Here is a 24,222-nt window from a genome sequence, read left to right on the forward strand (position 1 = left end):
CGATTTACGCTGGCTCAAGGACGCAGCAGATTATCCACTTCCGTCCTGGCCACTTCCAGGCCCGCCGTGCAAGCGGTCTCGGGCGCCGCGTAGCCGCCCAGGGTACGGCTGCGCGTGATCGCCTGCGCTTCCGGCTCACCGTCGCGCTGCAGGCGGTAGGTAAAATCCCATAAATCGTCGTTATCCTTTTGCGGGGTCACGGAAATCGTAAAACCGCGGTACTGTTCGCTGCGTGCAGTGATATCGTTCATGAATTCCTCCTTGGAAGAATGAGGTTACCATGCTGCAAGCGCGAGCGTGCGCACGGCTGCGACGGAGGCATGCATGCCCGCTTATCTGTTTTTCGCATGTCAAATGTCAATTTGCAGCATTTTTTTAGCGAACTCTGGCGATATAATGCCATTCCCTTGCCCGTCCCTTGCCGCCGCGATGACTCCACAAATCCAAGCTTTCTTCGACCCGACCACCGCCACCGTCACCTACGTTGTCTACGAAGCGGATGGACGGGACTGCGCCATCATCGATTCCGTGCTCGATTACGACCCGAAGGCGGGCCGCACTTCAACCGCCTCGGCCGACAAGGTGATCACCTTCGTGCGCGAACACGGCTTGCAGTGCCGTTGGCTGCTGGAAACCCATGCGCACGCCGATCATCTTTCCGCCGCGCCCTACCTGCAACAGCAGCTGGGCGGCGACGTGGCCATCGGCGCCGCCATCCAGACGGTGCAGCAGGCCTTCGCCGCCGTCTACCACCAGGACGGCGCCAGGGCCGACGGCTCGCAGTTCGACCAGCTGTTCGCGCCCGACCAGGTGTTTCATATCGGAAAACTGGAAGTACGCGCCCTGCACGTGCCCGGCCACACGCCGGCCGACCTGGCGTACCAGATCGGCGACGCCGTTTTCGTGGGCGACACCTTGTTCATGCCGGACGTAGGCTCGGCCCGCTGCGACTTCCCCGGCGGTTCCGCTACCCTGCTGTACCGCTCCGTGCAGCGCTTGCTGGCGCTGCCGCCGCAGACGCGGCTGTTCATGTGCCACGACTACCCGCCCAACGGCCGCGCGCCGCGCTGGGAAGTGACGGTGGCGGAACAGCGCGCAAGCAACATCCATTTGCGCGACGGCATCACGGAAGAACAATTCGTGGCCATGCGCACGGGCCGCGACGCCACCCTCGACATGCCGACCCTGATCCTGCCCGCCATCCAGGTCAACATCAACGCGGGCAAGCTGCCCGAGCCGGAAGACAATGGCGTGCGCTACCTGAAGATTCCGCTCAACGCGCTGTAATTTCGCGGGGCCACGCTCCGCCCCTCCCTCCCGCCTCATCGCACCTCCCCTGGCGCCGCCTGCCCGCGCGCCAGCGCGCATGCGCCGCTGCCTCCCCAAGCATCAGGAATCGTGAGCCGCACGCTCAGTATTTACGATTTGCTTCGTCCTTCGTGGCGGCTTATCGTGTATCCGCAATTGCCTGGCCCTGCCTTCCGGGAGCCCGGGCACTTGCCAGCCGGCGCCGGCCCTGTTGCCATGCGCTCCACTTTCCCCCTTCCTTTGCCTGGACAGGCACCACGATGACTTACTTGACCTATGCCAGCCCCCTGCCGCCTGCGCCGCCCTTGCGCCGCATCGATGCCGCCGCAGCCAGCCAGTCCGACGACATTCCCGGCGTGTGGACGCAGGTGCGCGGCATGGCGCAGCAGCTCGCCAAGCTGATACTGCCGCACGACAGCCCCGCCGGGCTGCCGCCATCTTGGCACAGCGCCTGGGCGCGCGCGATATGCGCCCGGCCGTGCTGCGGCCCCTGTTCGAGGACAATCCAAGCACGCAGCCGCCCATCCTGGCCAGCATCACGGCCGACCTTGCGGCCATCGCGCAGCGCGATCCCGCCTGCCCCGACAGCTTGCACGCGCGGCTGAACCTGAAGGGTTTTCACGCGCTGCAAACCTGCCGCATGGCGCACCATCTGTGGACGGCGGGCCGCAGCGAGGCCGCCTTTGCCCTGTCCAGCCATGCGGCCGGCATCTTCGGCATCGACATCCATCCGGCCGCGCGCATCGGCGCGGGCATCATGCTCGATCAGGGCAGCGGCATCGTCATCGGCGAAACGGCCGCAGTCGACGACAACGTCTCCATCCTGCAGAACGTCACCCTGGGCGGCACCGGCAAGGAGCATGGCGACCGCCATCCGAAGACACGCTCGGGCGTGATGCTGGGCGCGGGCGCCAATATCCTCGGCAACATCGAAATCGGCACCATGAGCAAGGCGGCAGCCGGCAGCGTGATCCTGCAGGACGTGCCCGCCCATTGCACGGTGGCCGGCATTCCCGGGCGCATCGTCCGCTGCCACCTGGCCGACAGCCCGCCCGCCTTCGAGATGGGCCAGATGCTGCAGCGCCGCCCACGCACCAGACATGGCGTCAAACGCAACAATATAGTGCAAATGATGCGTCTTCCGCCATGCCAAATCCCTCGTTACCATGGAATCACTCTTATTGGATGGACAAGCCACCTTATGAATTCGCCGTCAAAACCCCTACCTCCAAGCCAGCAGGCCACCCCGGCCGGCACCGCCACCATGCCCGTGCGCGGCGCCCTTGCCAGCCTGTCCCTGTCGATGCTGCTGCCCGCGCTGGGCACCAGCATCGCCAACGTGGCCCTGCCCGACATGGCCAGGGCCCTGCATGCGCCGTTCCAGGACGTGCAATGGATCGTGCTGGCCTACCTGCTGGCCATCACCGCGCTGATCGTCAGCGTGGGCCGCCTCGGCGACATGCTCGGCCGGCGCCGCCTGCTGCTGGCCGGCATCGCCCTGTTCGCCGCCGCTTCCATCCTGTGCGCCCTGGCGCCCACCCTGTGGCTGCTGGTCGCCGCGCGCGCCCTGCAGGGCCTGGGCGCGTCCGTCATGATGGCGCTGACCATGGCCTTTGTCGGCAGCACCGTGCCCAAGGCGCAGACGGGCAGCGCCATGGGCCTGCTCGGTACCATGTCGGCCGTCGGCACCACGCTCGGGCCCGCGCTGGGGGGCCTGCTGATCGCCCGCTTCGGCTGGCAATCCATCTTCCTCGTCAACGTGCCGCTGGCGGGCGTGGCGCTGCTGATGGTCTGGCGCTTCCTGCCGGCTGACCGGGGCGGCGCGCACGCCAGGCGGCCCGTGTTCGACCACCGCGGCACCTTGCTGCTGGCGCTGACCCTGGCCGCGTACGCGCTGGCCATGACCCTGGGGCGCGGCCATTTCGGCATGCGCAACGCAGCCCTGCTGCTGGCCGCCTGCGTGGGCGGCGCCCTGTTCGTCCGCGTCGAACTGAAGGCGCCGGCGCCGCTGATACGCCTGGCCATGCTGCGCGCGCCCGTGCTCAGCGCCGGCCTGGCGACCAGCATGCTCGTATCGACGGTCATGATGTCGACCCTGGTGGTCGGTCCGTTCTACCTGGCGCGCGGCCTGGGCCTGGGCACGGCCGTCACCGGCATGGTGCTGGCGGCCGGGCCGCTGGTGGCGGCGTTCTGCGGCGTGCCGTCCGGCTGGCTGGTGGACCGCTACGGCGCGCAGCGCATGGGCGGCGCGGGCCTGTGCGGCGCGGCCGCCGCCTGCTTGGTGCTGTCCCTGCTGCCGGCCAGCCTGGGCATCCCCGGCTACGTCGCGCCGATCATGCTGCTCACGGCCAGCTACGCGCTGTTCCAGGCGGCCAACAATACGGCCGTGATGGGCGACATCGTGCCCGACCAGCGCGGCCTCATTTCCGGCATGCTCAATCTGTCGCGCAATCTGGGCCTCGTCACGGGCGCCTCCGTGATGGGCGCCGTCTTCGCCGCCGGCGCTGGCGATATCGCCGGCGCCCGGCCAGCCGCCATGATCCGTGGCATGCACGCCACCTTTGCCGTCGCCAGCGCGCTGATACTCGCCGCGCTGGCCATTTTCGCGCTCGGCCGCGCCCTGGCCAAGCCCCCTACGCCTTCTGGAGACCCCGCATGATGCGCCCCCGTCCGATCCCGTCCCTGCCCTTCCCACTGCTGCTGGCCCTGGCCTGCAGCGCCACTTTATCCGGCTGCGGCCGTTCCCAGGCCGCGCCCGGGAGCCCGCCGCCCAAGCCGACCGTTTCCGTGGCGCTGCCGGAAACGTCGATGGTGCAGGCAAGCCTCGACTACACGGGCCGCATCGAACCGTCGCAGCGCGTGGAAGTGCGCTCGCGCGTATCGGGCTACTTGCAGCAAATCGCGTTTCGCGACGGCCAGCAGGTCAAGGTCGGCGATGCGCTGTTCGTCATCGACCCGCGTCCCTTCGCGGCGGCGCGCGACCGCGCCCGGGCCAGCCTGGCCCAGGCCCATGCGCGCAGCAAGCTGGCCACGGCCCAGTTCGAGCACAGCAGCCGGCTGCAGCAGACGGGCGCGGCCAGCACCGAGGAGCTGGAACGGGCGCGCGGCGAGCTGGAAGGCGCGCAGGCGGCCGTCATGCTGAGCCAGGCGGAATTGCGCAGTGCCGAGCTGGAACTGTCCTTCACCACCATGCGCGCGCCCATCGCCGGCACCGTGTCGGACCGCCGCGTCGATGTCGGCAACTACGTGGCCGGCGGCGCCGCGCAAAGCGGCGTGCTGACCACCATCGTCGCGCACAGCCCCGTGCGCGCCACGGTCGACCTGTCGGAAGCGGATTTCCAGCGCCTGCGCCAGCACAGCAGGCTGCCGTCCAAGGTGCAGCTGGCGCTCGACGGCGGCGGTCCCGCCCAGGATGCCAGCGTCGATTTTGTCGACAACGAGATCAGCGCCCGCTCGGGCACGGTGCGCCTGCGCGCCAGCCTGGCCAACGCCGACCGCGCCGTCATGCCGGGCAGCTTTGCGCGCGTGCGCATTCCCGTCGGCGCGGCGCAAGAGCGCCTGCTGGTGCCCGACGCCGCCATCCTCAGCGACCAGAACAAAAAGATGGTGTTCGTCGTGGACGCGGCGGGCAAGGTGGCGCCGCGCAAGCTGGAACTGGGCGGCCTGCAGGGCGACAAGCAGATCGTGCTGTCCGGCCTCGGACCGCAGGAGCGGGTCATCGTCTCCGGCGTGGCCAAGGTGCGCCCGGGCGACCAGGTCCTGGTGGCCGCTCTCCGCGCCAGCGGCGCATAAGGAGCTGCCATGCGTTTTTCCCAATTTTTCATCCGCCGTCCCGTGTTTGCCATCGTGCTGTCGATCCTCATCACCCTGGTGGGCGCGGTGTCGGCCATGCGCCTGCCGATCTCGGAGTTTCCCGAGATCGTGCCGCCCACGGTGACGGTGAAGGTCAGCTATCCTGGCGCCTCGGCGCAGGAAATCGCCGATACGGTCGCCGCGCCGATCGAACAGGAAATCAACGGCGTCGACGGCATGCTCTACATGTCCTCGCAATCGGTGGGCGACGGCAAGCTGACCATCAGCGTGGTGTTCAAGCCGGGCAGCAACATCGAACAGGCGCAGTCGCTGGTGCAGAACCGCGTGGCGGTGGCCGAAGCGCGCCTGCCCGACGCCGTGCGCCGGCTGGGTCTGGCCGTCAAGAAGGCCTCGCCCGACCAGCTGATGGTAGTGCTGTTCGATTCGCCGAAAGGCACGCGCGACCAGCAGTACATCTCCAACTTCATCGGCACCGCCGTCAAGGACCAGCTGGCCCGCATCGAAGGCGTCGGCGACATCTACACGCGCGGCGCACGCGACTTCTCGATGCGCATCTGGCTCGATCCGGCGCGCGTGGCCTCGCTGGGCCTGAGCGCGCCGGAAGTGATCGCGGCGGTACGGCAAGCCAACTCGCAGGTCGCCGCCGGGGTATTGAACCAGCCGCCCGGCGGCAGCGATGGCGCCTACCAGATGCAGGTGCAGGCGCAAAGCCGCTTGCGCGACGTGGCCGAATTCGAGGCCATCATCGTCGCCGCCCATGCCGACGGCGGCGTGGTGCGCCTGCGCGACGTGGCGCGCGTCGAGATGGGCGCGCAGGATTACGCGGAAAGCGGCTTCGTCGACAACCGCACGGCCATCGCGCTGAGCATCAGCCTGCTGCCCGGCTCGAACGCGCTGGCCACCGGCGACCGCGTGCTGGCGCTGCTGGCCAAAATGGAAGCCGATTTCCCGCAGGACGTCGCCTACCATGCCTACTACAATCCGACCGAATTCATCCGTTCCTCGATCGACAAGGTGCGCGACACCATCTTCGAGGCGGCACTGCTGGTGTGCCTGGCCATGCTGCTGTTCCTCGGCTCGTGGCGCGCCGCCATCATTCCCATCCTGGCCATTCCCGTGTCCCTGGTCGGCACCTTCACGGTGCTGGCCGCGATGGGCTATTCCCTCAATACGCTGTCGCTGTTCGGCCTGGTGCTGGCGATCGGCATCGTCGTCGATGACGCCATCGTGGTGGTGGAAAACGTCGAGCGCCACATGGAGGACGGCATGAGCCCCGTCGCCGCGGCGCAGCGCAGCGCAGCATGAACGAGGTGGGCTTCGCGCTGGTCGCCATCGCGCTGGTGCTGGTGGCCGTGTTCGTGCCAACGGCCTTCATCGATGGCATCTCCGGCATGTTCTACCGCCAGTTCGCCGTCACCATCGCCGCCTCCACCGTGATCTCGGCACTGGTCTCGCTGACGCTGTCGCCGGCCCTGGCCGCGCTGCTGCTCAAGCCGCAGCACGATGCCAACAGCCTGGGCGCGCGCTGGATGGCCATCTTCAACCGCGGCTTTTCCCGCCTGACGGGCGGCTACGTGCAACTGACCGGGCGTATCCTCTCGCGGCGCTGGCTGATGCTGCCCGTGTACCTCGTGCTGGCGGGCCTGACCCTGTGGCGCCTGGACGCGACGCCGCGCGGCTTCGTGCCGCAGCTGGACCGCGGCTATGCCATCGTCTCGATCCAGCTGCCGGCCGGCTCGACCCTGGCGCGCACCAGCGCAGTGGTGCAGGACGCCACGGCACGCCTGATGAGCCACCCCGGCGTGGCCCACACGGCCGCCTTCGTCGGCACCGACGGCGCCACGTTTACGTCGGCGCCCAACACGGCCGTCATCTTCACCATGTTCAAGGACTTCGGCGCGCGCGCCAGCAGTGGCCTGGACGGGCCGGCCATGCTGGGCGCCCTGCGCGGCAAGCTGGCGCCCATCAGCGCGGCGCGCGTGATGGTGATACCGCCGCCTTCCGTGCGCGGCATCGGCACCGGCGGCGGCTTCAAGCTGATGCTGCGCGACACGGGCGGCCTGGGACCGCAAGCCTTGCAGGCGGCCGCGCGCGGCATCGTCGAGGAAGCGGGGAAACTGCCCTCGGTGACGGGCGCCTTCACGCCGTTCAACGCCATGAGCCCGCAGATCAAGGTTGAACTGGACAGCACCAGGGCCGAATACCTGGGCGTGCCGCCGCTGCGCATCAACGAGACCCTGCAAAGCTACCTGGCACCCGTGTTTGTCAACGACATGAACCTGATGGGCCGGGTCTGGCGCGTCACCGCGCAGGCGGACGCGCCCTACCGGCGCAGCGTGGCCGACCTGGCCGCACTCAAGACGCGCACCGCCAGCGGCGACATGGTCCCGCTGGGCAGCGTGGCCACCTTCAGCGAAGGCACGGCACCGTTCCGCGTGCCGCGCTACAACCTGTATCCCGCCGCCGAAATCCAGGGCAGCACCAGGCCCGGCTACTCGACGGGGCAGACCATCGCCGCGATGGAAGAACTGCTCAAGGCGCGCCTGCCGGCCGGCTTCGACTACGAGTGGACGGAACTGGCGCTGCAGGAAAAACACGCGGGCGCCAGCACCGGCATGGTGCTGGGCCTGGCCGTGCTGCTCGTGTATCTGCTGCTGGCGGCCCTGTTTGAAAGCTGGCTGCTGCCCCTGTCCGTCGTGCTGATCGTGCCCAGCTGCGTGCTGGCCACGCTGATCGGCGTGTCGTGGCGCGGCCTGGACAACAACGTGCTGACGCAGATCAGCATCGTGGTGCTGATCGGCCTGGCCGCCAAGAACGCCATCCTGATCGTCGAATTCGCGCGCCAGGCGATGGCGGCCGGCGCCGATGCGCGCGCAGCGGCCATCGCCGCCGCCCGCACGCGCTTGCGTCCCATCCTGATGACGTCGCTGGCTTTCCTGCTGGGTGCGATACCGCTGATGCTGTCTTCCGGTGCGGGCGCGGAAATGCGCCAGTCGATGGGCACGGCCGTCTTCGCCGGCATGCTGGGCGTGACCTTGTCGGGCCTGTTGTTCACACCCTTGTTTTTCACCTTGCTGAGCCGCCGCCGCGCGGCGCCGGCCACGCACACGGTCGCGCTGGGAGAAGCCGCATGAGCCGCATGACACACCTGAACACGCGCCACTCCGCGCCGCTGCTGGCGGCGGCCATGCTGGCCCTGGCCGGCTGCAGCGCCGGCACGCCCACGGCGACGCGGGCGCTCGAGCCGGCACAGCTGCCGGTCCTGCCCTCGGCAGGCGGCCCGGAACTGCAGGCCGGCGCGCCGCCGGCGCTGTGGTGGCAAGCACTGGGCGATGCCAGCCTGGAGCAGCTGGTCAAGCGCGCCTGGCAAGACAATTACGACGTGCGCATCGCCGCCGCGCGCCTGGCCAGCGCCCGCGAGTTCGCGCAGGCCGCGCGCGGCGCCCGCCTGCCGGCGGTGGATCTCGACGCCCAGGCCGGACGCGCGCGCCTGGCGGCGATCGAGAGCCGCGGCGGCCAGCCGCACATCGCCTCGCCGGTGCAGTGGAACGCCGTCTTCAGCTGGGAGCTCGACCTGTTCGGCCGCGTACGCCACAGCATCACCGCTGCCGAGGCATCGGCGGACGAGCGCGCCGCCGTGCGCGACGATGTGCGGCGCCTGATCCTGGCGCAGGTGGTCGACGCCTACCTGGTGCTGCGCGGCGCGCAGCAGATGCGCGCCAGCCTGCAGGAACAGCTGTCGAACCAGTCCGGCACCCTGCAACTGGTGCGCGAGCGCGAGAACGCGGGCCGCGCCGCGCCGGCCGAGCGCATGCGCGCCGAGGCGCAGATGCGCCTGGCCAGCGCCCGCCTGCCCAGCCTGAACGCCGAAGAACGCCTGGCGCGCAACCGGCTGGCGACGCTCACCGGGCAGCGTCTCGATGCGCCGGAGCTGGCGGCGCTCGACCAGCCGATGCCGCTGGCGCTGCCGCAAACCTTGTTGACGGACGAGCCGGCCCACCTGCTGCTGCGCCGGCCCGACGTACGCGCGGCCGAACGCGCGCTGGCGGCGGCCAGCGCGCGCGAAGGCGCCGCCATCGCCGAACGCTTCCCGCGCATCAGCCTGGGCGCGCTGTTTGGCGCCTCCGGCGTGGCCGGCGACTGGAATGGCGGCGATGCGGCGCGCTGGCAGGCGGGCGCCGCGTTTTCCCTGCCGCTGTTCGATGGCGGCACGCGCCGCGCCCGCGCCCGCGCGGCCGGGGCCGAAGTGCAGGCCGCGCAGGCCGGCTTCGACAAGGCGCTGGCGCTGGCACTGGAAGAAGCCGACAGCGCCATCGCGCAATGGGTGCAATTGCGCAACCGCCAAGCGGAACTGCGCGAGGCGCACCGGCTGGCGCAGGAAAGCGCGCGCCTGGCGCGCGTGCGCTACCAGGAAGGCGCGGAAAGCCTGCTCGGCGTGCTCGAAGCGGAACGCATTGCGCTGGCCGCGCAGGAGCAGCTGGTGACGGCGCAGCGCGACGTGGCCATCGCCACGGCGCGCGGCTACACGGCCATGGCCGGCGGCTTCGACGGGCCCGTGCAGCAGGCCGCTGCCGGCGCCATCAGCCGGCGCTGATCCGCGCCGCGCAGGCGTCGACCACGCAGCCGCGCAGCCAGCGGTGGGCGGGGTCGGCATCCATGCGCGGATGCCACATCAGCGACACGGTCAGGTCCGGCATGCCCAGCGGCAGCGCAAAGCTGAACATGCCGGCACGCAGATTGCCCGTATGCCGTTCCGGCACGGTGGCGATCAGGTCGGAGCCGGCGGCCAGCGCCAGCGCCGCCGTGAAGCCGCCGACGATGCTGGCGATCGTGCGCTGCAATCCCAGCGCGGCCAGCGCGTCGTCCATCGGTCCCGTATCCTGGTCGCGCCGCGCCACCAGCACGTGCTGGCCGGCCGCATAGCGCTCGGCGCTGATCGCTCCTTGCGCCAGCGCATGGCCGCTGCGCACCACGCCCACGAAACGGTCGCCGAACAGCCTGCGCGTGCGCACTTCCGGGCTGGTGAGACTGCCGATCACGCCCGTTTCCAGGTCGATGCTGCCCTCGCGCAGCTGCACGCTTTCGCGGTCGAGCTTTTGCACGAAGCGCAGGCGCACGCCGGGCGCCTGCGCGCCGATATGCGCGAGCAGGGCCGGGCCGAAATTTTCCACGAAGCCGTCGCTCGCACGCAGCGTGAACGTCTGCGCCAGCTGGCGCGGATCGAGCGCTTGCACCGGTCCCAGCACGGCCAGCGCCTCGCCCAGCAGGCGGCCCACCCGTTCGCGCAGCTCCAGCGCGCGCGGCGTGGGCACCAGTTCACGCCCGGCGCGCACCAGCAGCGGATCGCCGGTCGTCTCGCGCAGGCGCGCCAGGGCGCGGCTCATGGCAGAGGGACTCAGACGCAAGCGCCGCGCCGCGCGCGTGACGCTGCCTTCGGCCAGCAGGACATCGAGGGTGATCAACAGGTTCAGATCGGGTAGCGACATTGGCGCTTACTCGCCCTGCTCCGGCGCGCGACCGATCTCGCCATCGATATTGGCCAGGAACCAGGCCAGCGACGCCATCAGCGCCACGTTGCGCTTGAGGTTATCCGGGTCGACCTTGTCCAGGGTGTCGGCCGGCGTATGGTGGTAGTGGAAGTAGCTGTGGCTGTCGACGAGCGGCTCGAAGCTGGGCACGCCGCCCGTTTCCAGGCGGTGCAGGTCGCCCGTGCCCAGCGCGTCGCGGCGCGTGAACGCGTGCGCGCCCATCGGCAGCAAGGCAGCGCGCAGCGGCGCGAACAGTTTTTCCGACTTCGGCCCCACGCTGGCGAGGATGCCGAACGGGCGGCCGGCGCCGCTGTCCATCTCGATGGCCGCGTATTGTTTGCCGAGCGCCTGCTTGTGGGCCTCGAAGTAGGCCTGGCCGCCACGGCCGCCGTTTTCCTCGTTCATCCAGGCGATCACGCGGATGGTGCGGCGCGGGCGGTAGTCGAGCTTTTTCAAGGTTTCCACCACGCCCATGGCCGCCACGACGCCGGCGCCGTCGTCGTGCGCGCCCGTCGCCAGGTCCCAGGAATCGAGGTGGCCCGAGACCACCACCACTTCGCTAGCCTTGTCCGTGCCGGGCCAGTCGGCGATGACGTTGTAGCTGTCCGCTTCCGGCAGGTTTTGCGGCGTCAGGGTCAGGTGCATTTTCAAGGGCCCGCGCGCGGCCAGGCGGCCGATCAGCAAGGCGTCTTCCACGGTGACGGCGGCGGCCGGAATGCGCTTGTTGTCATCGAGGCCCGTGGCGCCCGCATGCGGGATGCGGAAGTTCGCGCCGCCGACCGAGCGCACCAGCGCGGCCGCCGCGCCCAGGTCGGCCGCCGCCTTCGGCCCGAGGAAGCGCGCGCGCGAACCCTGGCCGTAGGTAACGCCGGCCAGGCCCCGTTCGGCCATCTCCTGGTCGAACGGCGTGTCGATCAGCACGATGGCGCCCTTCACTTCCGGCGCGCGTGCCTTGAGTTCGTCCAGGCTCTTGACGATGATCACGGGCGCCGTCAGGCCGGCGGCCGCAGTGGCGCCCGAGCCGCCCAGGGCCGTGAGCACCACGCGCTGCGACACGCCCTGCGGACGGCCCGCATAGTCGACGATTTCCGCCGTTTCCACGCCGCGCACCCAGTGCGGCACTTTCACGGGCTGCAGGGTGACGGTGGCGCCCAGCTGGCGCATGGCGTCGGCCACCTGCTGCACGGCGGCGGCCGCGCCTGCGGAGCCGGACAGGCGCGGGCCGATCAAATCCGTCATGTCGGCCAGGCGGGCGTAGGCCCAGTCGCTTTGCAGCGCCGTGTCGCGCACCTGCGCCAGCGCTTGCGGCGTATTGCCCGGTGCGGCGGCAAAGGCGCCGGCGCTGACGATGCAGCCAAGGGCGATGGATAAAACGGAACGGCGCAATGGCGCGCCAGTCAGGATGATTTGCATGTGATGTCAGTTCCAGTCAACGAGGTCGAAGCGGGTACGCCGTGGCCATGGGCAAGGCGCGGCTGTCTACGATAGCGTATTTGTTCTGTCATTGCAGCAACTTTTACGGGACCGATTGCCTCTTGCCCCCAGAGTCGATTACCATGAAGATTCGTGATCGCTACCGGAAACCGACATGCTCAAGGGAACCCTCTGCACCATCCGGCATTTGCAGGCTGCCGACCTGAATACCTATATTTCCCTCGTCAACGACCTGCCCTCGCGCGGCGAGTTTTTCTCCATGCAATTCAAGTCGCCCGAGGCCATGCGGCGCGACTTCCTGCAATCGGGCTTTGTCACCGAAGACAGCGAATTGTTCCTCATCGAAGATCACTCACAGCACATCATCGGCACGATCACGCACTTCAAGAGCCGCACGCCAGCCTCTCGCGAAATCGGTTACCGCCTGTTCGACCGGCAGCGGGACGGGCGCGGCTACATCAGCGAAGCGACGCGCCTGGTGGTCGATTACCTGTTCAGCGCCTATCCGTATCACCGGCTCGAGCTGCTGATGGACCCGCTGAACATCGGCTCCGAGCGCATCGCGCAAAAGAACGGCTTTACCCAGGAAGGCTTGATACGCCAGGCTTTCTTTATCAACGGCGTGATGCGCGACGCCAAAATGTACAGCCTGCTTCGTCCAGAATGGCAGGCGCGCCGGCGCTGACTTGTTACCGCCCCGCCCCGATTGTAATAAGTTGTATTAGACGTGGAACAAGCTTGCGGCAGCAGATATAGTCCAGTTCATGCAGATCATTGTGATCTCGCCGGAATGGAAGGAAATGCCATGTTGAACAAGAAACTCCTGGGTGCGGTAATGGTAGCGGCAGTGGCTGTGTCTTCGGCCGCAGTCGCCGGTGACCGCGACTTCAATACCGTTGCAGGCGCCGTTGTCGGGGCGGCCATTGGCAACAGCACCGGCGGACGCAATGGTGCGATCGTCGGTGGCGTGCTGGGCGCCGCCGTCGGCAACAGCATCAGCACGAATGACCGCTACTACGACCGTGGCGGCTATCGCGGCGGCTACCGCGAAACCTATTACGCGCCTGCGCCGCAACCGGTGTACTACGCCCCGGCGCCGCAGCCCGTGTACTACGCGCCGCCACCGCGCTACTACGGCCCGCCGGCTGTCGTCTACGTGCAGCCGGGCCGCGGGTACTACCGCGACCATGGCCGCTACGACTACTATGACCGTGGTCACGGTCACGGTCACGGCCACGGCTGGGGCCATCGCCGTTAAGCGACACCCGCCACCATATAAAACCTGCGCCAGCCTGCTGCCGCAGGTTTTTTTGCGAAACAGGCAAGGTATCGCCCCCGCACGATTTCGGCTAAGCTGTGTCCTACGATCAACATTGCTGGCCGCCTGGACCGCACCAACCGATGCATTTAATTAAAGACGCGCTCGACTTTGGCCCCTGGCTCGATGCCGCCGCCGGCACCAGCGTGGGCGCCGGCCCGATGCCCCGGCGCGAGAACCAGGACAACTTCCTGCTGATCGATGCCAGCGGCCACGCCGTCTGCCTGTCGCGGCAGGCGCCGTTCCACTGCCAGGTGCCGGGCTGGCCGCGCGGCCATGTGCGTGCCGCCGTGCTCGACGGCATGGGCGGCCACGGCCTTGGGCGCGAAGCGGCGGAAGCGGCCGTGCAAGGCTTGCTGGCCATACCCGCCTGCCTCGACACGGCCAGCCTGGCAGCCAAACTCGACCAGTTGCACACGCGCTTGCAGGATACCTTCGCCAGGACGGCGCCAGCTCAGGCCCGCCCGCCCGGCACCACCCTGACCTTGCTGGAAGTGCCGCCCGGCGAAGCGCCGCTGCTGTATCACGTGGGCGATTCGCGCCTGTATGAAATTGCCGACGGGGTTGCCAGCATCCTCACCGTCGACCACGTGCCGGCCACCGTGTACGCCATGCGCGGCGCGCTCGACGAGACGCGCTGGCGCGCCGCCGTGCACGGCGAGCACCATCCGCAAATCTCGCAGGCCTTCATTTTAGGCAACGCCATCAGCGACAGCTTGCAGCTCGACAAGCCCTTGCGCGGCCTCGATGCGGCCACCTTGCCGCCTTTCCTGGCGCACCTGGGCGACCGCCGCGTGCTGCGCGTGCGTCCCGGCGCCCACTATCTGTTGGCCAGCGACGGTTTCTGGGCCTGCGAGGATCCGCTGGCCCTCACGGCCCGCTGGCCCGCCTTGTGTGCCGGCAAGACTGCGGCTCAGGCCGTCAGCGACCTGTTCGACGACTTCCTCTTGCATCCGCCAAAAGGCTTGTATAGCGACAACATTACCGTGGTGGCGCTGCGCTTCGATGCGGCATTCACCGTCCCAGGCGGCTAGCGGCCAGGTAGCCGGCCGTGGCCGACAAGGCAGACAAGGCGGCGCCCCAGACCATGTCGATCGCCGTCAAGGCCAGCGGCCAGCCGCGCAAGGTCGCATAGTTGCTCAAATCATAGGTGCCGTAGGCAAGCAGCCCCAGCAGCGCGCCCAGCGCCGCCGCCGTGCGTCCGCGGCGCGCGCGCAAGCCGGGCAGGATGGCAAAGACCAGCAGTCCGGCCACGTACAGCAGATAAAACAACACGGCCGGCGCCCAGCGGGGCGTGTCCGCCAGCAAAGGGCCCAGCGCCGCGGCGTACACGGGTTTCATCAGCACCGCCAGCCACAGGGCGTCGATGGCCAGAAATACGCACAAGGCGGCGCCATAGGCAATGGCAAGCTGGAACGGGCGTTGGGCAGGCATGGTCATCTTTCGGCGTCAGGCGGCGTTGAGGGCAACAGTTGCGCCAGCATAATGCAAAATGCCGCCACGCTCACGTTGGCCCGCATAAATACAGCAGGCAGTGAACCATGCCCATGGCGCGCGGTCTGACGAAAGGATCTCTCCAACGTCACAGGAGCATGCCATGAGCAACACCCTTCCTACACCGCAGGCCGGCGCCGCCGGCGCGCCCGACTACGCCGCCATCAAGCAGCGCCAGCAAGCAGGCTGGGCCAGCGGCGACTTCGCCGTCATCGGCGTGACCCTGCAGCCGGTCGGCGAGTCGCTGGCCGAGGCTGCCGACATCCGCGCCCACGAAGACGTCATCGACATCGCCGCCGGCAACGGCAACGCCACCCTGGCGGCGGCGCGCCGCTTTGCCCGCGTCGTCTCCACCGATTATGTGCCGGCGCTGCTGGACAAAGGCCGCGCGCGCGCCGAGGCGGAAGGGCTGGCCGTGACCTTCCGCGTGGCCGACGCCGAAGCCCTGCCCTTCGCCGATGCCAGTTTCGACGCGGCCCTGTCGACCTTCGGCGTCATGTTCACGCCCGACCACCGGCGCGCGGCCAGCGAAATGCTGCGCGTGCTGCGTCCCGGCGGACGCATCGGCATGGCCAACTGGACCCCGGACGGCTTTATCGGGCAACTCTTCAAGACCATCGGCAAATATGTCCCGCCGCCGGCAGGCGTGGTGTCGCCGGCCCGCTGGGGCGAGGAAGCGTATGTGCGCGACCTGTTCGGCCAGGCGGCCGAGCAGGTGCACAGCCAGCGCAAGGTCTTCAATTTCCGCTACGCCTCCGCCCACCACTGGGTGCAGGTCTTCCGCGATTTTTACGGCCCCGTCCACAAGGCCTTTGCCGCGCTGGACGCGCCTGGCGCCGAGGCGCTGGAGCAGGAGCTGTTCGCCTTGCTCGAACGCCTGAATACAGCGGGCGCTCACTCGCTGGTGGTGCCGGGCGAGTATCTGGAAGTCATCGTCAGCAAACAGCGCAGCTGAACGCAGCTGGACTGGCGATATCAAAATAACATATCCGGAAAGACATAAAGTGTGTTTTTAAGCAATAGTTTCCATAACAAGCATGACAAGCTGTGACCAAGGGGATGAATTTGGGCAAAAAGAGCGCATTCGAGCGCCGCGAAAGTTGCCAAGCAGGCGCAAAAGCGCGTAAGCTCTCATGTAGAACAGAGGGCGCAATGTCCCCGCTCGATTCGAGTCAGAATGTCATGAAAAAATGCAGCAACCCGGAGCACCCGCACTGTACGTTCTGGGTCTTGCCTGGGGAAACAGTCTGCGCGGGCAACCACCCGCAAGCGACGAATGCCCCCAGCAGCTACGACCTGTTGAGCGCACTGCGCAGCGCCCGTTCCGAACCATCGGCAACGGCGCTTCCGCACGCCCGTGCGCATGATGCCGGGCTGCGCGATGCGGTGATACGCGATGCTGCTCAAGCGGTGACCAGCCTGACCAGCTCCATGCCAGCCTCGTCCCCCGCCAGCCTGCCGGCATTTACCCCAGTGCCCGCCGCACAACCCGCCACTGCGCCCGCCTACCAGCCGATACATGCCCACCTGCACATCAGCGGCTTCGATCCCCGTGCGGCAGGCGGACGGCAAACCCTGAAAATGGAATTGCGCGGCATGAGCGCCGCCTGCGCGCCGCAGCTGACCTTGCGCCTGCGCTCGGACCTGATCCCGCGCGGCGCCGTCCAGCATGATTTCGTGCGCACCACGCGCGGCGACTGGCGCCCCGTATTTGTCGAGTTTTCCTCGCGTAACAAGGAGCACGGGCAATACCAGATCGAGGTCGAAGTGCACAGCCACGTCGACGGCGCCGTGGCGCAGAAATGGGTATGCACGTTTGTCATCCTCGTACCGCGCCGCGACGCCACCCTGACGGAAATCCACCAGATTTTCCTCAGCACGCACAAGAACGTGCGCGTGATGGCCGACGACGCCTCGATTGCCCGCGTGACGGGCGGCGACGGCTGCAACCTCGACGTCACGGCGCGCAATGCCGGCATTGCCCACGTGGATTTGTCTGCCCCGCAAGGCAAGATCGACATGGGCTTTACCACCATCGCCTGGGACGAGGAATTGATCGAAGTCGACCTGCCCGCCGCCAGCCACTGCCATCCGCACCCGAGCCAGGCTGCCTGCCTCGTCAATGCGGCGCCGGAAGCGGGCGAACAGCGCCAGATCCGCCTGTTCGCGCTGGAAGAATGCATGCTGGGACGCTTCGAGCTGGTGGACCCCGAAGCCGATGTGCTGCTCAGCCATTTCAGCCCCGACGGCCAGGACAACAACGGCTTGACGCGCCGCCTTTCGGGCCGCCACGCCATCATCCGGCGCAGCCAGCAAGGCTTTGAAATCGAAGACGTGTCGCGCTACGGCGTGCTGCTCGACGGCGTCTGGCCCGGCAAGCACAAACCCGTGCCCCTGCGCCTGGGCATGCGCATCGAATTGTCAGCCAGCATCAAGGGCATCGTCGTGCTCAGCGTCACGGCCATCCTCGCGCACGGCGTGATTCTGCACCGCATCGACCACGGCGCCCGCGCCGAGTGTTTTTACCTGCTGCTGCCCGATACCCAACCCACGCCGGCCAGCCATCTTGCCACGCCGCAGGCCAGCTGCCTTCCCCTGCTATTCCACCGCAACGGCGGTTTCTGGCACCTGGACACGGCCAGCGGCAAGGAAACCGCGCTGGCCCCGGCCACGCCGCTCGACAAGCTCAGCGGCTTCGCGCGGCACAACCGCTTCGCCAGCGAACCGTATCCGGAATGCTGGATCATCCGTACCGAAGGCGCGGCGCTGTGCGATAGCACCATGCAAACTGCATAAGAACACTGTTGTAAATCTGCAGTTATCCGCAAGGCACTAGCGTGGTATCAGTACGAGAAAAATCATCGACAAGCCCAGAATAAACACCGCTTCCAGCGTAAACACGATGGCGGGAATCTGCAATTCGCGCGGGATTTTCATGGCGACACCTCTTAAAACGTAAGACTGCTTTCAGCATAGCGCGCCCTGCGCCAAATGCATTATCAGCCACACAACACACTTGGCCGGCCGGCATCAGGCGCCGAGTCCGCCATCACGTCCATCCCGACACACAATTTAACACTTTAATAGCAGATATTGCGCAAATAGCCCACAGCGACGCCCTTTCGTACTGTATATTCATCCAGTTAATATCCATGACATTTCACAAAGCGCCTGCGCGGCGTTTTACATTTCCTATGGCTTCCAACAAAGCGCATCATGCGACCGGTTGGGCTGCCGGCGTGATCGCCGCGGCCCTCGTCGCGCACGCTGGCGCCGGCGGCCCCTATCAAGTGCTGAGCATGCTCGCCTTTGTCATGGGGGCGCTGGGCGGCACGGCGCCGGACTGGCTGGAAGTGGCCTGGTGGGCGCGCACGCACAAGCTGTGGATCACGCACCGCACGTGGACGCACTGGGGCCTGGCCTGGATCGCCCTGCTCGTCTACACGTATCTGCAATTGCCGTACCACCTGTGGGCGCCGCCCCTGTTCGGCTTTGCCGCCGGCGGCATCATGCATCTGCTGGCCGACTGGCCCAATCCGCTGGGGGTGCCGTGGATTTTCCGCCGCCACTCGCTGCGCTGGTGGAAAAGCGGCCGCCACGACATCATCGTCATCATCGCCGCCTGGCTGGCCGCCACCATCGTGGCCGACCATGTGTTTTTCGACGGTATCCACTGGCAGCGCAGCGTGCTGGCGTTCGACGGCCTGCTGCGCTGGTCCGCTACTGCCCTGCAGCAAGCCTGGGCGGATCTGCAACAGTGGCAGGAACGCTGGCGCCTCGGTGGCGGACAGTAATTGACGCCGCCCGCATGGCAATGTGATAATGAGTATCATTCTCAAACAGCCCAGCCAGCCGGCACCCCGCGTTCCGTCAGCCCAGCCCATCCCTTGCCTGGAGAACGCAGTGAGTACCGTCAGTCCCACCCATGCCAGCCACCTGAGCACCTTGTACAGCGAACACCATGGCTGGCTGTATGGCTGGCTGCGCGGCAAGCTGGGCAACCGCGCCGAGGCGGCCGACCTGGCGCAGGACACTTTTTTACGCCTGCTGGGCAAGCACGAGGTGGCACCGCTGGCGCCGCTGCGCGAGCCGCGCGGCTACCTGGCGACCATCGCGCGCGGCTTGCTGATCGACCGCTACCGGCGCCAGGCGCTGGAACAGGCCTACCTGGAAGCGCTGGCCCAGCAAGCCGAGCCGATATCGATCTGCGCCGAAACGCACGCCATCATCATCGAAACCCTGCTCGCCATCGACCGCCTGCTCGACCGCCTGGGCGCGCGCACGCGGGCCATCTTCCTGCTGGCGCAAATCGAAGAACTGAGTTACGTGGACATCAGCCGGCGCCTCGGCGTGTCCCTGCCCACCGTGAAAAAGCACCTGGTGCGCGCCTACACGGAATGCCTGATGCTGGCGGCCGCCTGATGTTTTCCCCTTCCACCCCGCAGTCAGCGCCCATCCCCCGCAAGGTGCTGGCCGCCGCCGCCCATTGGCATGTGGAACTCCAGTGCGGCAGCGCCGACCCGGCCGCCCTGCAGGCATGGCGCGACGCCAGCGCCGAGCATGACCGGGCCTGGGCGCTGCTGCAGCGCATGGACGGCCAGCTGGCCATCATACCGCCGGCGCTGGCAATTCCTGCCCTGCAGGCGGCGCAGCAGCGACGGCGCAGCGCCGCGAAAGTGCTGGCCATGCTGGTGGCGGCCGGCGGCGGCATCATGTTGGGCCAGGCGGGCTTGCAGTCCGCTCCCTGGCAAGCGTGGACGGCGTCCTTGCGCACGGCGCCGGGCCAGCGCCGCCACGTGACGCTGGCCGATGGCGGGCGCATGGAGATGAATACGGACAGCGCCGTCGACGTCGATTACAGCGCCGCGCGCCGCCGCATCCGCCTGCATCACGGCGAAATCATGATCACGACGGCGCCCGATGCGCGCCCCTTCCTCGTCGACACGCCGCACGGCGTGATCCGCGCGCTGGGCACGCGCTTCGGCGTGCGCTGCGATGACGGTGGCAGCGTCGTCAGCGTCTTCGAACACGCCGTGGAAGTGCGCGGCGCGGCGCGCCCGGATGCCGTGCGCCGCCTGGAAGCGGGGCAGCAGCTGCGCTTTGGCGGCACCGGTCTGGAAGCCGTGCTGGCCATGCCCGCGCACCAGGACAGCTGGCTGCGCGGCATGCTGGTGGCGGCAGACTGGCCCCTGCAACGGCTGGTGCAGGAACTGTCGCGCTACCGGCGCGGACGCCTGGCCTGTGACGCAAGCGTGGCGAAACGCCCTGTCACGGGCACTTACCGGATCGACGATATCGACGCCGTGCTGGAAAGCCTGTGCGCCTCGCACGGACTGCAAGTGACCTACTTCACGCGCTACTGGGCCACGGTGGCGGCCCGTTCAAGCTAATTATTTTCAGTTTTTTTTGCGCCAGGGGTTGGTGTTTCGCTGCGCTGCTTCGGCTTGACAGGTAAGAAGCCGATTCATCCACCATAGCCCTTACCCTGAGCAGAAAGACCGAGCATGCAGCTGACCACCCCCGTCCTCCATCCCGCCGCGCGCGCCATCCGCCTGGCCGTCCTCGCCATGGCGTGCGCCGCCCCCGCCGCCTTTATCGCCGCGCCCGCGCTGGCGCAAGGCCAGGCCGCCGCTTCAAGCGCTGCGCCGCAAGCCTACGCCATTGCGGCCGGCCCGCTAGCCACCGCTTTGAACGATTTTGCCGTCGCCGCCGGCGTCAGCCTGTCGACCGATCCCGCGCAGACGCGCGGCCTGCGCTCGCCCGGCGTGCACGGCAGCCACAATGTGGCGCAGGGCTTTGCCCAGGTATTGGCCGGCAGCGGCCTGGAAGCGGTGCAGCTGCCGAACGGCGCCTGGGTGCTGCGCCAGGCGGCACCCTCCTCCGCGCCGGCGGCCGGCGTGGAAAAGACCATGGCGCCCGTGGTCGTGAACGCCAGCATGGAGCGCGACCCCGTCAGTGAACACAGCAACTCGTACGCGGCGCGCGCCGTCACCGTCGGCAAGGGCGTGCAGACCCTGCGCGAGATTCCCCAGTCCGTCAGCGTCGTCACGCGGCAGAAGATGGATGACCAGAACCTCAACACCATCGACGCCGTGCTGGCCAACACCACCGGCATCACCATGTACGACAGCCCCATGGGCGGGCGCTATGTGTATTCGCGCGGCTTCATGGTCGACACGTACCAGTTCGACGGCGTCAACCGCGCCATGTACTACCCGCAGGCGAACAGCTTCACCAGCAATACGGCCATGCTCGATCGCGTGGAGATCGTGCGCGGCGCCACGGGCCTGCTGCAGGGCACCGGCTCGCCGGGCGCCGCCATCAACATGGTGCGCAAGCGTCCGCTGGCGGAAAAGCAGGTGCAGCTGGCACTCAGCGCGGGCCGCTGGAACGACGTGCGCGGCGAAGTCGATGTCACCGGCCCCTTGAACGAATCGGGCAGCATCCGCGGCCGCGCCGTGGCCGCGCATGACCAGCGCGATTATTTTTATGACGTGGCCGACAGCCGCACGGACGTGCTGTACGGCGTGCTGGAATTCGACCTGGCGCCGGGCAGCAAGCTGACGACGGGCGCCAGCTACGAAAAACTGCACGCGACGCCCTTCTTTTCCGGCATGCCGCGCTACCGCGACGGCAGCGATCCGAAACTGCCCCGCGAGACTTTCCTCGGTGCCGACTGGAACCGCTGGGCTAGCCGCCAGACGGCCGTCTTCGCCGAATTCGAGCACCACTTCGACGCCGACTGGTCGCTCAAGGCCAGCGCCAACTACACGCGCGAGCGGCATGACGTGAAATACATGTTCAGCCAGGGCGCGATCGACCCCGCCACCCTGGCCGGCATGATGATGTATGGCGGCGTGTTCGACTACGGCAGCACCAACAAGGGCCTCGACCTGTCGCTCGACGGCAAATTCAACGCCTTTGGCCGCCGCCACGGCTTCAGCGCCGGCATCAGCACGAACCGCCTGGAAAGCGACAGCGATTTCAGTCTGGCCCTGCTGCAGCAAGCGAACAATCCGCTGCAGCCGAATCACGGCGTGGCCGAACCGAGCGACGCCTGGTTCCGCGAACACAGCTACCGGGGCGACCCCAGCGTAACAAAAATGACGCAGACGGGCGCCTACGGCGTGGCCCGTTTCAGCGTCAGCGATCCGCTCACCGTGGTGGCGGGCGCCCGCGTGTCGAACTACAAATGGAGCAGCGTGTACCGCGACACGGGCGAGGTGTACATCGACCCGTACCGCGAAAACGGCGTCGTCACGCCGTATGGCGGCGTGATCTACGCATTCGACAAGCGCTGGTCCGGCTACGCCAGCGTCTCCGACATCTTCCAGCCGCAAAACCAGCGCACGGCCGATGGCGCCCTGCTCGACCCGCTCAAGGGCCGCAACCTGGAAGTGGGCGTCAAGGGTGAACTGTTCGACGGCAAGGTGAACACCTCGCTGGCGCTGTTCCGCATCGAGCAGCGCAACCGCGCGGAACTCGACCTGGCCAATACCTGCTCCAGCGGCACGGAGTGCTATTTCTCGACGGGCAAGGTGCGCAGCGAAGGCCTCGATGCGGAAATCAGCGGCGAAGTGGCGCCGGGCTGGCAGCTGTTCGCCGGCTACACGCTGAACAATTTCAAGTACCTGGAGCAGACGTCGAACGCGGGCGTGATGTTCGCCAGCACCTACTCGCCGCGCCACATGCTGCGCGCGTGGAGCGACTACCGCCTGCCCGGCGCCTTGCAGCAGTGGAGCGTGGGCGGCGGCGTGAACTTCCAGACGGAGAGCTCGCGCGTCACGCGCGACGTGACCGTGGCGCAAGGCGCGTATGCCTTGTGGAGCGCGCGCGCCGCGTACCAGATCGACCGCAACTGGACGGCATCGCTGTCCGTGACGAACTTGCTCGACAAGCGCTACTACCAGACGGTGGGCGCGCCGGCCTGGGGCAATTTCTATGGCGAGCCGCGCAAGGCGCAACTGACCTTGCGCGCGCGCTTCTAAGCCAGCTTATGCCGGAGGACGCAATGGCGCCTTCGGCAACGGGATGAATTCCGTCTCGCCCGGCACTTGTCCCATGCGCTGGGCGCTCCAGTCGTCGGCCGCCTGCGACAGGCGCTCCTTGCTCGACGAGACGAAATTCCAGAACAGGTAGCGGTGGCCGTCCAGCGGTTCGCCGCCGATCACGACGAACTGCACCGGGCCGCCGCCTGCCGTCACCACGGGCACGGCGCCCGCTTGCAGCAAGGCCATGGTGTGTGGCAGCAGCGCCACGCCGTCGACCAGCACCTCCCCGCTGATCGGATAGATCGCCGCTTCCGCCGGCAAGTCCTCCAGCCGCAACTCGCGCCCCGCCTGCAGCGCCACGTCCAGGTACAGCGTGGGCATGTAGGTGCGCACGGGCGAAGTCTGGCCAAACGCCGTGCCAATGAGGACTTTCACGACGGCGCCATCGAGCGTCACGACGGGAATGTCGGCCTGCGGCGTGTGCGTGAAACTCGGCGCATCTTCCTCGTGCGCCTTTGGCAGCGCGGCCCACAGCTGCAAGCCGTGCGTGCGGTGCGGCTGCCCGGCCAGGTCGTGCGGCGTGCGCTCCGAATGCACGATGCCGCGCCCGGCCGTCATCCAGTTGATGGCGCCCGGTTCGATGCGCTGGCAGGAGCCGATGCTGTCGCGGTGGTCGATCGCGCCCTCGAACAGATAAGTGACGGTGGCCAGGCCGATATGCGGATGCGGGCGCACGTCGTGGTTGGCGTCGGGCGCCACATCGATGGGGCCGAAATGGTCGAAGAAGATGAAGGGGCCGACGGCCTGTTTTACTGCGGAAGGCAGCAGGCGCCGCACGATGAAGCCGCCGCCCAAGTCCTTCTCGTGGCTTTTCAGGATGGCCGCGCTCATGCCAGCACCGTCGTGATTTCCGTGGTGACGGCCGTCATCAGCTTGTGGATCGGGCATTTGCCGGCCACGGCCAGCAATTCCTGGCGCTGCGCATCCGTCAGTTCGCCCGTCAGGTGCAGGGTGGCGGCCAGGCGGTACACGCCCTTGCGCTCGTCGCTGGCATCGCGCTCGGTCGACACTTCCACGTGTTCCAGCGCGATGCCCTTGTGTCTGGCGTACCAGACGACGGTGAGCGCCTTGCAGGCCGACAGGGCCGCATCGTACAAGTCGTGCGGCGAAGGGCCGGCGTCGCCGCCGCCCTCCTCCACCGAGGCGTCGGCGGAAATGATGTGATCGCGCACGTGCACGATGTGGCGCATGGGTTGCGACTGGTCGCGGATGGCTTTGATGGTCATGGCGTTCCTTGGTGCGTTTGGAAAGCCACAATTTACACCGTTTGCCCGCT

The 24,222-nt window shown here is 67.7% G+C and carries 21 protein-coding genes; 15 read left to right on the plus strand and 6 right to left on the minus strand.

Annotated elements, in window-relative coordinates:
* Window positions 1–14: 14 nt before the first annotated feature.
* Window positions 15–251 (minus strand): hypothetical protein, encoded by a 237-nt coding sequence (locus JAB4_RS19335; protein WP_070220955.1) that lies wholly within the window; start codon window positions 249–251, stop codon window positions 15–17.
* A 178-nt stretch (window positions 252–429) separates the two neighbouring features.
* Between JAB4_RS19335 and JAB4_RS19340 the strand changes: the two genes are divergently transcribed.
* The 6 genes from JAB4_RS19340 (at window position 430) to JAB4_RS19360 (ending at window position 9,715) form a co-directional block, all read left to right on the plus strand.
* The gene (locus tag JAB4_RS19340) at window positions 430–1,287 is read left to right on the plus strand and encodes an MBL fold metallo-hydrolase (protein ID WP_070220958.1); all 858 of its coding nucleotides are present in this window, start codon (window positions 430–432) and stop codon (window positions 1,285–1,287) included.
* A gap of 460 nt (window positions 1,288–1,747) precedes the next feature.
* Window positions 1,748–3,967 carry a serine O-acetyltransferase EpsC gene (gene epsC / locus JAB4_RS31060; RefSeq protein WP_083294031.1) on the plus strand — a complete coding sequence of 740 codons (2,220 nt, stop codon included), beginning with the start codon at window positions 1,748–1,750 and terminating at the stop codon, window positions 3,965–3,967.
* Window positions 3,964–5,100: an efflux RND transporter periplasmic adaptor subunit gene (locus JAB4_RS19350; protein ID WP_083287461.1), complete on the plus strand. Its 1,137-nt coding sequence runs from the start codon at window positions 3,964–3,966 to the stop codon at window positions 5,098–5,100. Before epsC ends, JAB4_RS19350 begins: the two co-directional genes overlap by 4 nt.
* A gap of 9 nt (window positions 5,101–5,109) precedes the next feature.
* On the plus strand, window positions 5,110–6,426 hold the full coding sequence (locus JAB4_RS30960) for an efflux RND transporter permease subunit (RefSeq protein ID WP_254670446.1): 1,317 nt from the start codon (window positions 5,110–5,112) through the stop codon (window positions 6,424–6,426).
* The gene (locus JAB4_RS30965) at window positions 6,423–8,255 is read left to right on the plus strand and encodes an efflux RND transporter permease subunit (protein ID WP_254670444.1); all 1,833 of its coding nucleotides are present in this window, start codon (window positions 6,423–6,425) and stop codon (window positions 8,253–8,255) included. The genes JAB4_RS30960 and JAB4_RS30965 overlap by 4 nt, the downstream gene beginning before the upstream one ends.
* Window positions 8,252–9,715 carry a TolC family protein gene (locus JAB4_RS19360; RefSeq protein WP_070308590.1) on the plus strand — a complete coding sequence of 488 codons (1,464 nt, stop codon included), beginning with the start codon at window positions 8,252–8,254 and terminating at the stop codon, window positions 9,713–9,715. Before JAB4_RS30965 ends, JAB4_RS19360 begins: the two co-directional genes overlap by 4 nt.
* Here JAB4_RS19360 and JAB4_RS19365 read toward each other — a convergent pair.
* Together JAB4_RS19365 and JAB4_RS19370 are read right to left on the minus strand one after the other, a co-directional pair.
* Entirely contained in the window at window positions 9,702–10,607 is a 906-nt protein-coding gene (locus JAB4_RS19365) for a LysR family transcriptional regulator (RefSeq protein WP_070224663.1), read from the minus strand. The genes JAB4_RS19360 and JAB4_RS19365 overlap by 14 nt on opposite strands.
* A gap of 6 nt (window positions 10,608–10,613) precedes the next feature.
* Window positions 10,614–12,062, minus strand: coding sequence for a M20/M25/M40 family metallo-hydrolase (locus tag JAB4_RS19370; RefSeq protein WP_070224662.1), 1,449 nt, complete (start codon window positions 12,060–12,062; stop codon window positions 10,614–10,616).
* Window positions 12,063–12,237: 175 nt separating this feature from the next.
* On the opposite strand from JAB4_RS19370, the gene JAB4_RS19375 reads away from it, so the two are divergent.
* From JAB4_RS19375 to JAB4_RS19385, 3 genes are all read left to right on the plus strand, one after another.
* The gene (locus JAB4_RS19375) at window positions 12,238–12,768 is read left to right on the plus strand and encodes a GNAT family protein (RefSeq protein WP_070224661.1); all 531 of its coding nucleotides are present in this window, start codon (window positions 12,238–12,240) and stop codon (window positions 12,766–12,768) included.
* 120 nt (window positions 12,769–12,888) lie between these two features.
* Window positions 12,889–13,341, plus strand: coding sequence for a glycine zipper domain-containing protein (locus JAB4_RS19380; protein WP_070224660.1), 453 nt, complete (start codon window positions 12,889–12,891; stop codon window positions 13,339–13,341).
* A 143-nt stretch (window positions 13,342–13,484) separates the two neighbouring features.
* Window positions 13,485–14,435, plus strand: a complete 951-nt coding sequence (locus JAB4_RS19385) for a protein phosphatase 2C domain-containing protein (protein ID WP_070224659.1) — start codon at window positions 13,485–13,487, stop codon at window positions 14,433–14,435.
* Here JAB4_RS19385 and JAB4_RS19390 read toward each other — a convergent pair.
* Window positions 14,416–14,835, minus strand: a complete 420-nt coding sequence (locus JAB4_RS19390) for a DUF2177 family protein (protein WP_070224668.1) — start codon at window positions 14,833–14,835, stop codon at window positions 14,416–14,418. The two genes, JAB4_RS19385 and JAB4_RS19390, sit on opposite strands and share 20 nt — an antisense overlap.
* Before the next feature lie 163 nt (window positions 14,836–14,998).
* Here JAB4_RS19390 and JAB4_RS19395 point away from each other — a divergent pair, with 163 nt between their 5' ends.
* The 6 genes from JAB4_RS19395 to JAB4_RS19420 all read left to right on the plus strand — a co-directional run bounded on the left by JAB4_RS19395 (window position 14,999) and on the right by JAB4_RS19420 (window position 22,883).
* Window positions 14,999–15,850, plus strand: a complete 852-nt coding sequence (locus tag JAB4_RS19395; protein WP_070224658.1) for a class I SAM-dependent methyltransferase — start codon at window positions 14,999–15,001, stop codon at window positions 15,848–15,850.
* Window positions 15,851–16,077: 227 nt separating this feature from the next.
* The gene (locus JAB4_RS19400) at window positions 16,078–17,691 is read left to right on the plus strand and encodes an FHA domain-containing protein (protein WP_227741998.1); all 1,614 of its coding nucleotides are present in this window, start codon (window positions 16,078–16,080) and stop codon (window positions 17,689–17,691) included.
* A gap of 398 nt (window positions 17,692–18,089) precedes the next feature.
* Window positions 18,090–18,689, plus strand: a complete 600-nt coding sequence (locus JAB4_RS19405) for a metal-dependent hydrolase (protein ID WP_070224657.1) — start codon at window positions 18,090–18,092, stop codon at window positions 18,687–18,689.
* A gap of 109 nt (window positions 18,690–18,798) precedes the next feature.
* On the plus strand, window positions 18,799–19,317 hold the full coding sequence (locus JAB4_RS19410; RefSeq protein ID WP_070224656.1) for a sigma-70 family RNA polymerase sigma factor: 519 nt from the start codon (window positions 18,799–18,801) through the stop codon (window positions 19,315–19,317).
* Window positions 19,317–20,285, plus strand: a complete 969-nt coding sequence (locus tag JAB4_RS19415; RefSeq protein ID WP_070224666.1) for a FecR domain-containing protein — start codon at window positions 19,317–19,319, stop codon at window positions 20,283–20,285. The genes JAB4_RS19410 and JAB4_RS19415 overlap by 1 nt, the downstream gene beginning before the upstream one ends.
* A gap of 114 nt (window positions 20,286–20,399) precedes the next feature.
* The gene (locus JAB4_RS19420; RefSeq protein ID WP_070224655.1) at window positions 20,400–22,883 is read left to right on the plus strand and encodes a TonB-dependent receptor; all 2,484 of its coding nucleotides are present in this window, start codon (window positions 20,400–20,402) and stop codon (window positions 22,881–22,883) included.
* 6 nt (window positions 22,884–22,889) lie between these two features.
* Here JAB4_RS19420 and JAB4_RS19425 read toward each other — a convergent pair whose 3' ends face one another.
* Together JAB4_RS19425 and JAB4_RS19430 are read right to left on the minus strand one after the other, a co-directional pair.
* Window positions 22,890–23,777: a pirin family protein gene (locus tag JAB4_RS19425; protein ID WP_070224654.1), complete on the minus strand. Its 888-nt coding sequence runs from the start codon at window positions 23,775–23,777 to the stop codon at window positions 22,890–22,892.
* Entirely contained in the window at window positions 23,774–24,172 is a 399-nt protein-coding gene (locus JAB4_RS19430; RefSeq protein ID WP_070224653.1) for an OsmC family protein, read from the minus strand. The genes JAB4_RS19425 and JAB4_RS19430 overlap by 4 nt, the downstream gene beginning before the upstream one ends.
* Window positions 24,173–24,222 lie beyond the last annotated feature (50 nt).

Source organism: Janthinobacterium sp. HH102 (genome assembly GCF_001758625.2).
Classification (GTDB): domain Bacteria; phylum Pseudomonadota; class Gammaproteobacteria; order Burkholderiales; family Burkholderiaceae_D; genus Janthinobacterium.

Bases quoted from the DNA above. Each gene is read 5' to 3' on its own strand.
- JAB4_RS19335 (WP_070220955.1), bottom strand. From the start codon at position 251: ATGAACGATATCACTGCACGCAGCGAACAGTACCGCGGTTTTACGATT.
- JAB4_RS19340 (WP_070220958.1), top strand. From the start codon at position 430: ATGACTCCACAAATCCAAGCTTTCTTCGACCCGACCACCGCCACCGTC.
- JAB4_RS19350 (WP_083287461.1), top strand. From the start codon at position 3,964: ATGATGCGCCCCCGTCCGATCCCGTCCCTGCCCTTCCCACTGCTGCTG.
- JAB4_RS30960 (WP_254670446.1), top strand. From the start codon at position 5,110: ATGCGTTTTTCCCAATTTTTCATCCGCCGTCCCGTGTTTGCCATCGTG.
- JAB4_RS30965 (WP_254670444.1), top strand. From the start codon at position 6,423: ATGAACGAGGTGGGCTTCGCGCTGGTCGCCATCGCGCTGGTGCTGGTG.
- JAB4_RS19360 (WP_070308590.1), top strand. From the start codon at position 8,252: ATGAGCCGCATGACACACCTGAACACGCGCCACTCCGCGCCGCTGCTG.
- JAB4_RS19365 (WP_070224663.1), bottom strand. From the start codon at position 10,607: ATGTCGCTACCCGATCTGAACCTGTTGATCACCCTCGATGTCCTGCTG.
- JAB4_RS19370 (WP_070224662.1), bottom strand. From the start codon at position 12,062: ATGCAAATCATCCTGACTGGCGCGCCATTGCGCCGTTCCGTTTTATCC.
- JAB4_RS19375 (WP_070224661.1), top strand. From the start codon at position 12,238: ATGCTCAAGGGAACCCTCTGCACCATCCGGCATTTGCAGGCTGCCGAC.
- JAB4_RS19380 (WP_070224660.1), top strand. From the start codon at position 12,889: ATGTTGAACAAGAAACTCCTGGGTGCGGTAATGGTAGCGGCAGTGGCT.
- JAB4_RS19385 (WP_070224659.1), top strand. From the start codon at position 13,485: ATGCATTTAATTAAAGACGCGCTCGACTTTGGCCCCTGGCTCGATGCC.
- JAB4_RS19390 (WP_070224668.1), bottom strand. From the start codon at position 14,835: ATGCCTGCCCAACGCCCGTTCCAGCTTGCCATTGCCTATGGCGCCGCC.
- JAB4_RS19395 (WP_070224658.1), top strand. From the start codon at position 14,999: ATGAGCAACACCCTTCCTACACCGCAGGCCGGCGCCGCCGGCGCGCCC.
- JAB4_RS19400 (WP_227741998.1), top strand. From the start codon at position 16,078: ATGAAAAAATGCAGCAACCCGGAGCACCCGCACTGTACGTTCTGGGTC.
- JAB4_RS19405 (WP_070224657.1), top strand. From the start codon at position 18,090: ATGGCTTCCAACAAAGCGCATCATGCGACCGGTTGGGCTGCCGGCGTG.
- JAB4_RS19415 (WP_070224666.1), top strand. From the start codon at position 19,317: ATGTTTTCCCCTTCCACCCCGCAGTCAGCGCCCATCCCCCGCAAGGTG.
- JAB4_RS19420 (WP_070224655.1), top strand. From the start codon at position 20,400: ATGCAGCTGACCACCCCCGTCCTCCATCCCGCCGCGCGCGCCATCCGC.
- JAB4_RS19425 (WP_070224654.1), bottom strand. From the start codon at position 23,777: ATGAGCGCGGCCATCCTGAAAAGCCACGAGAAGGACTTGGGCGGCGGC.
- JAB4_RS19430 (WP_070224653.1), bottom strand. From the start codon at position 24,172: ATGACCATCAAAGCCATCCGCGACCAGTCGCAACCCATGCGCCACATC.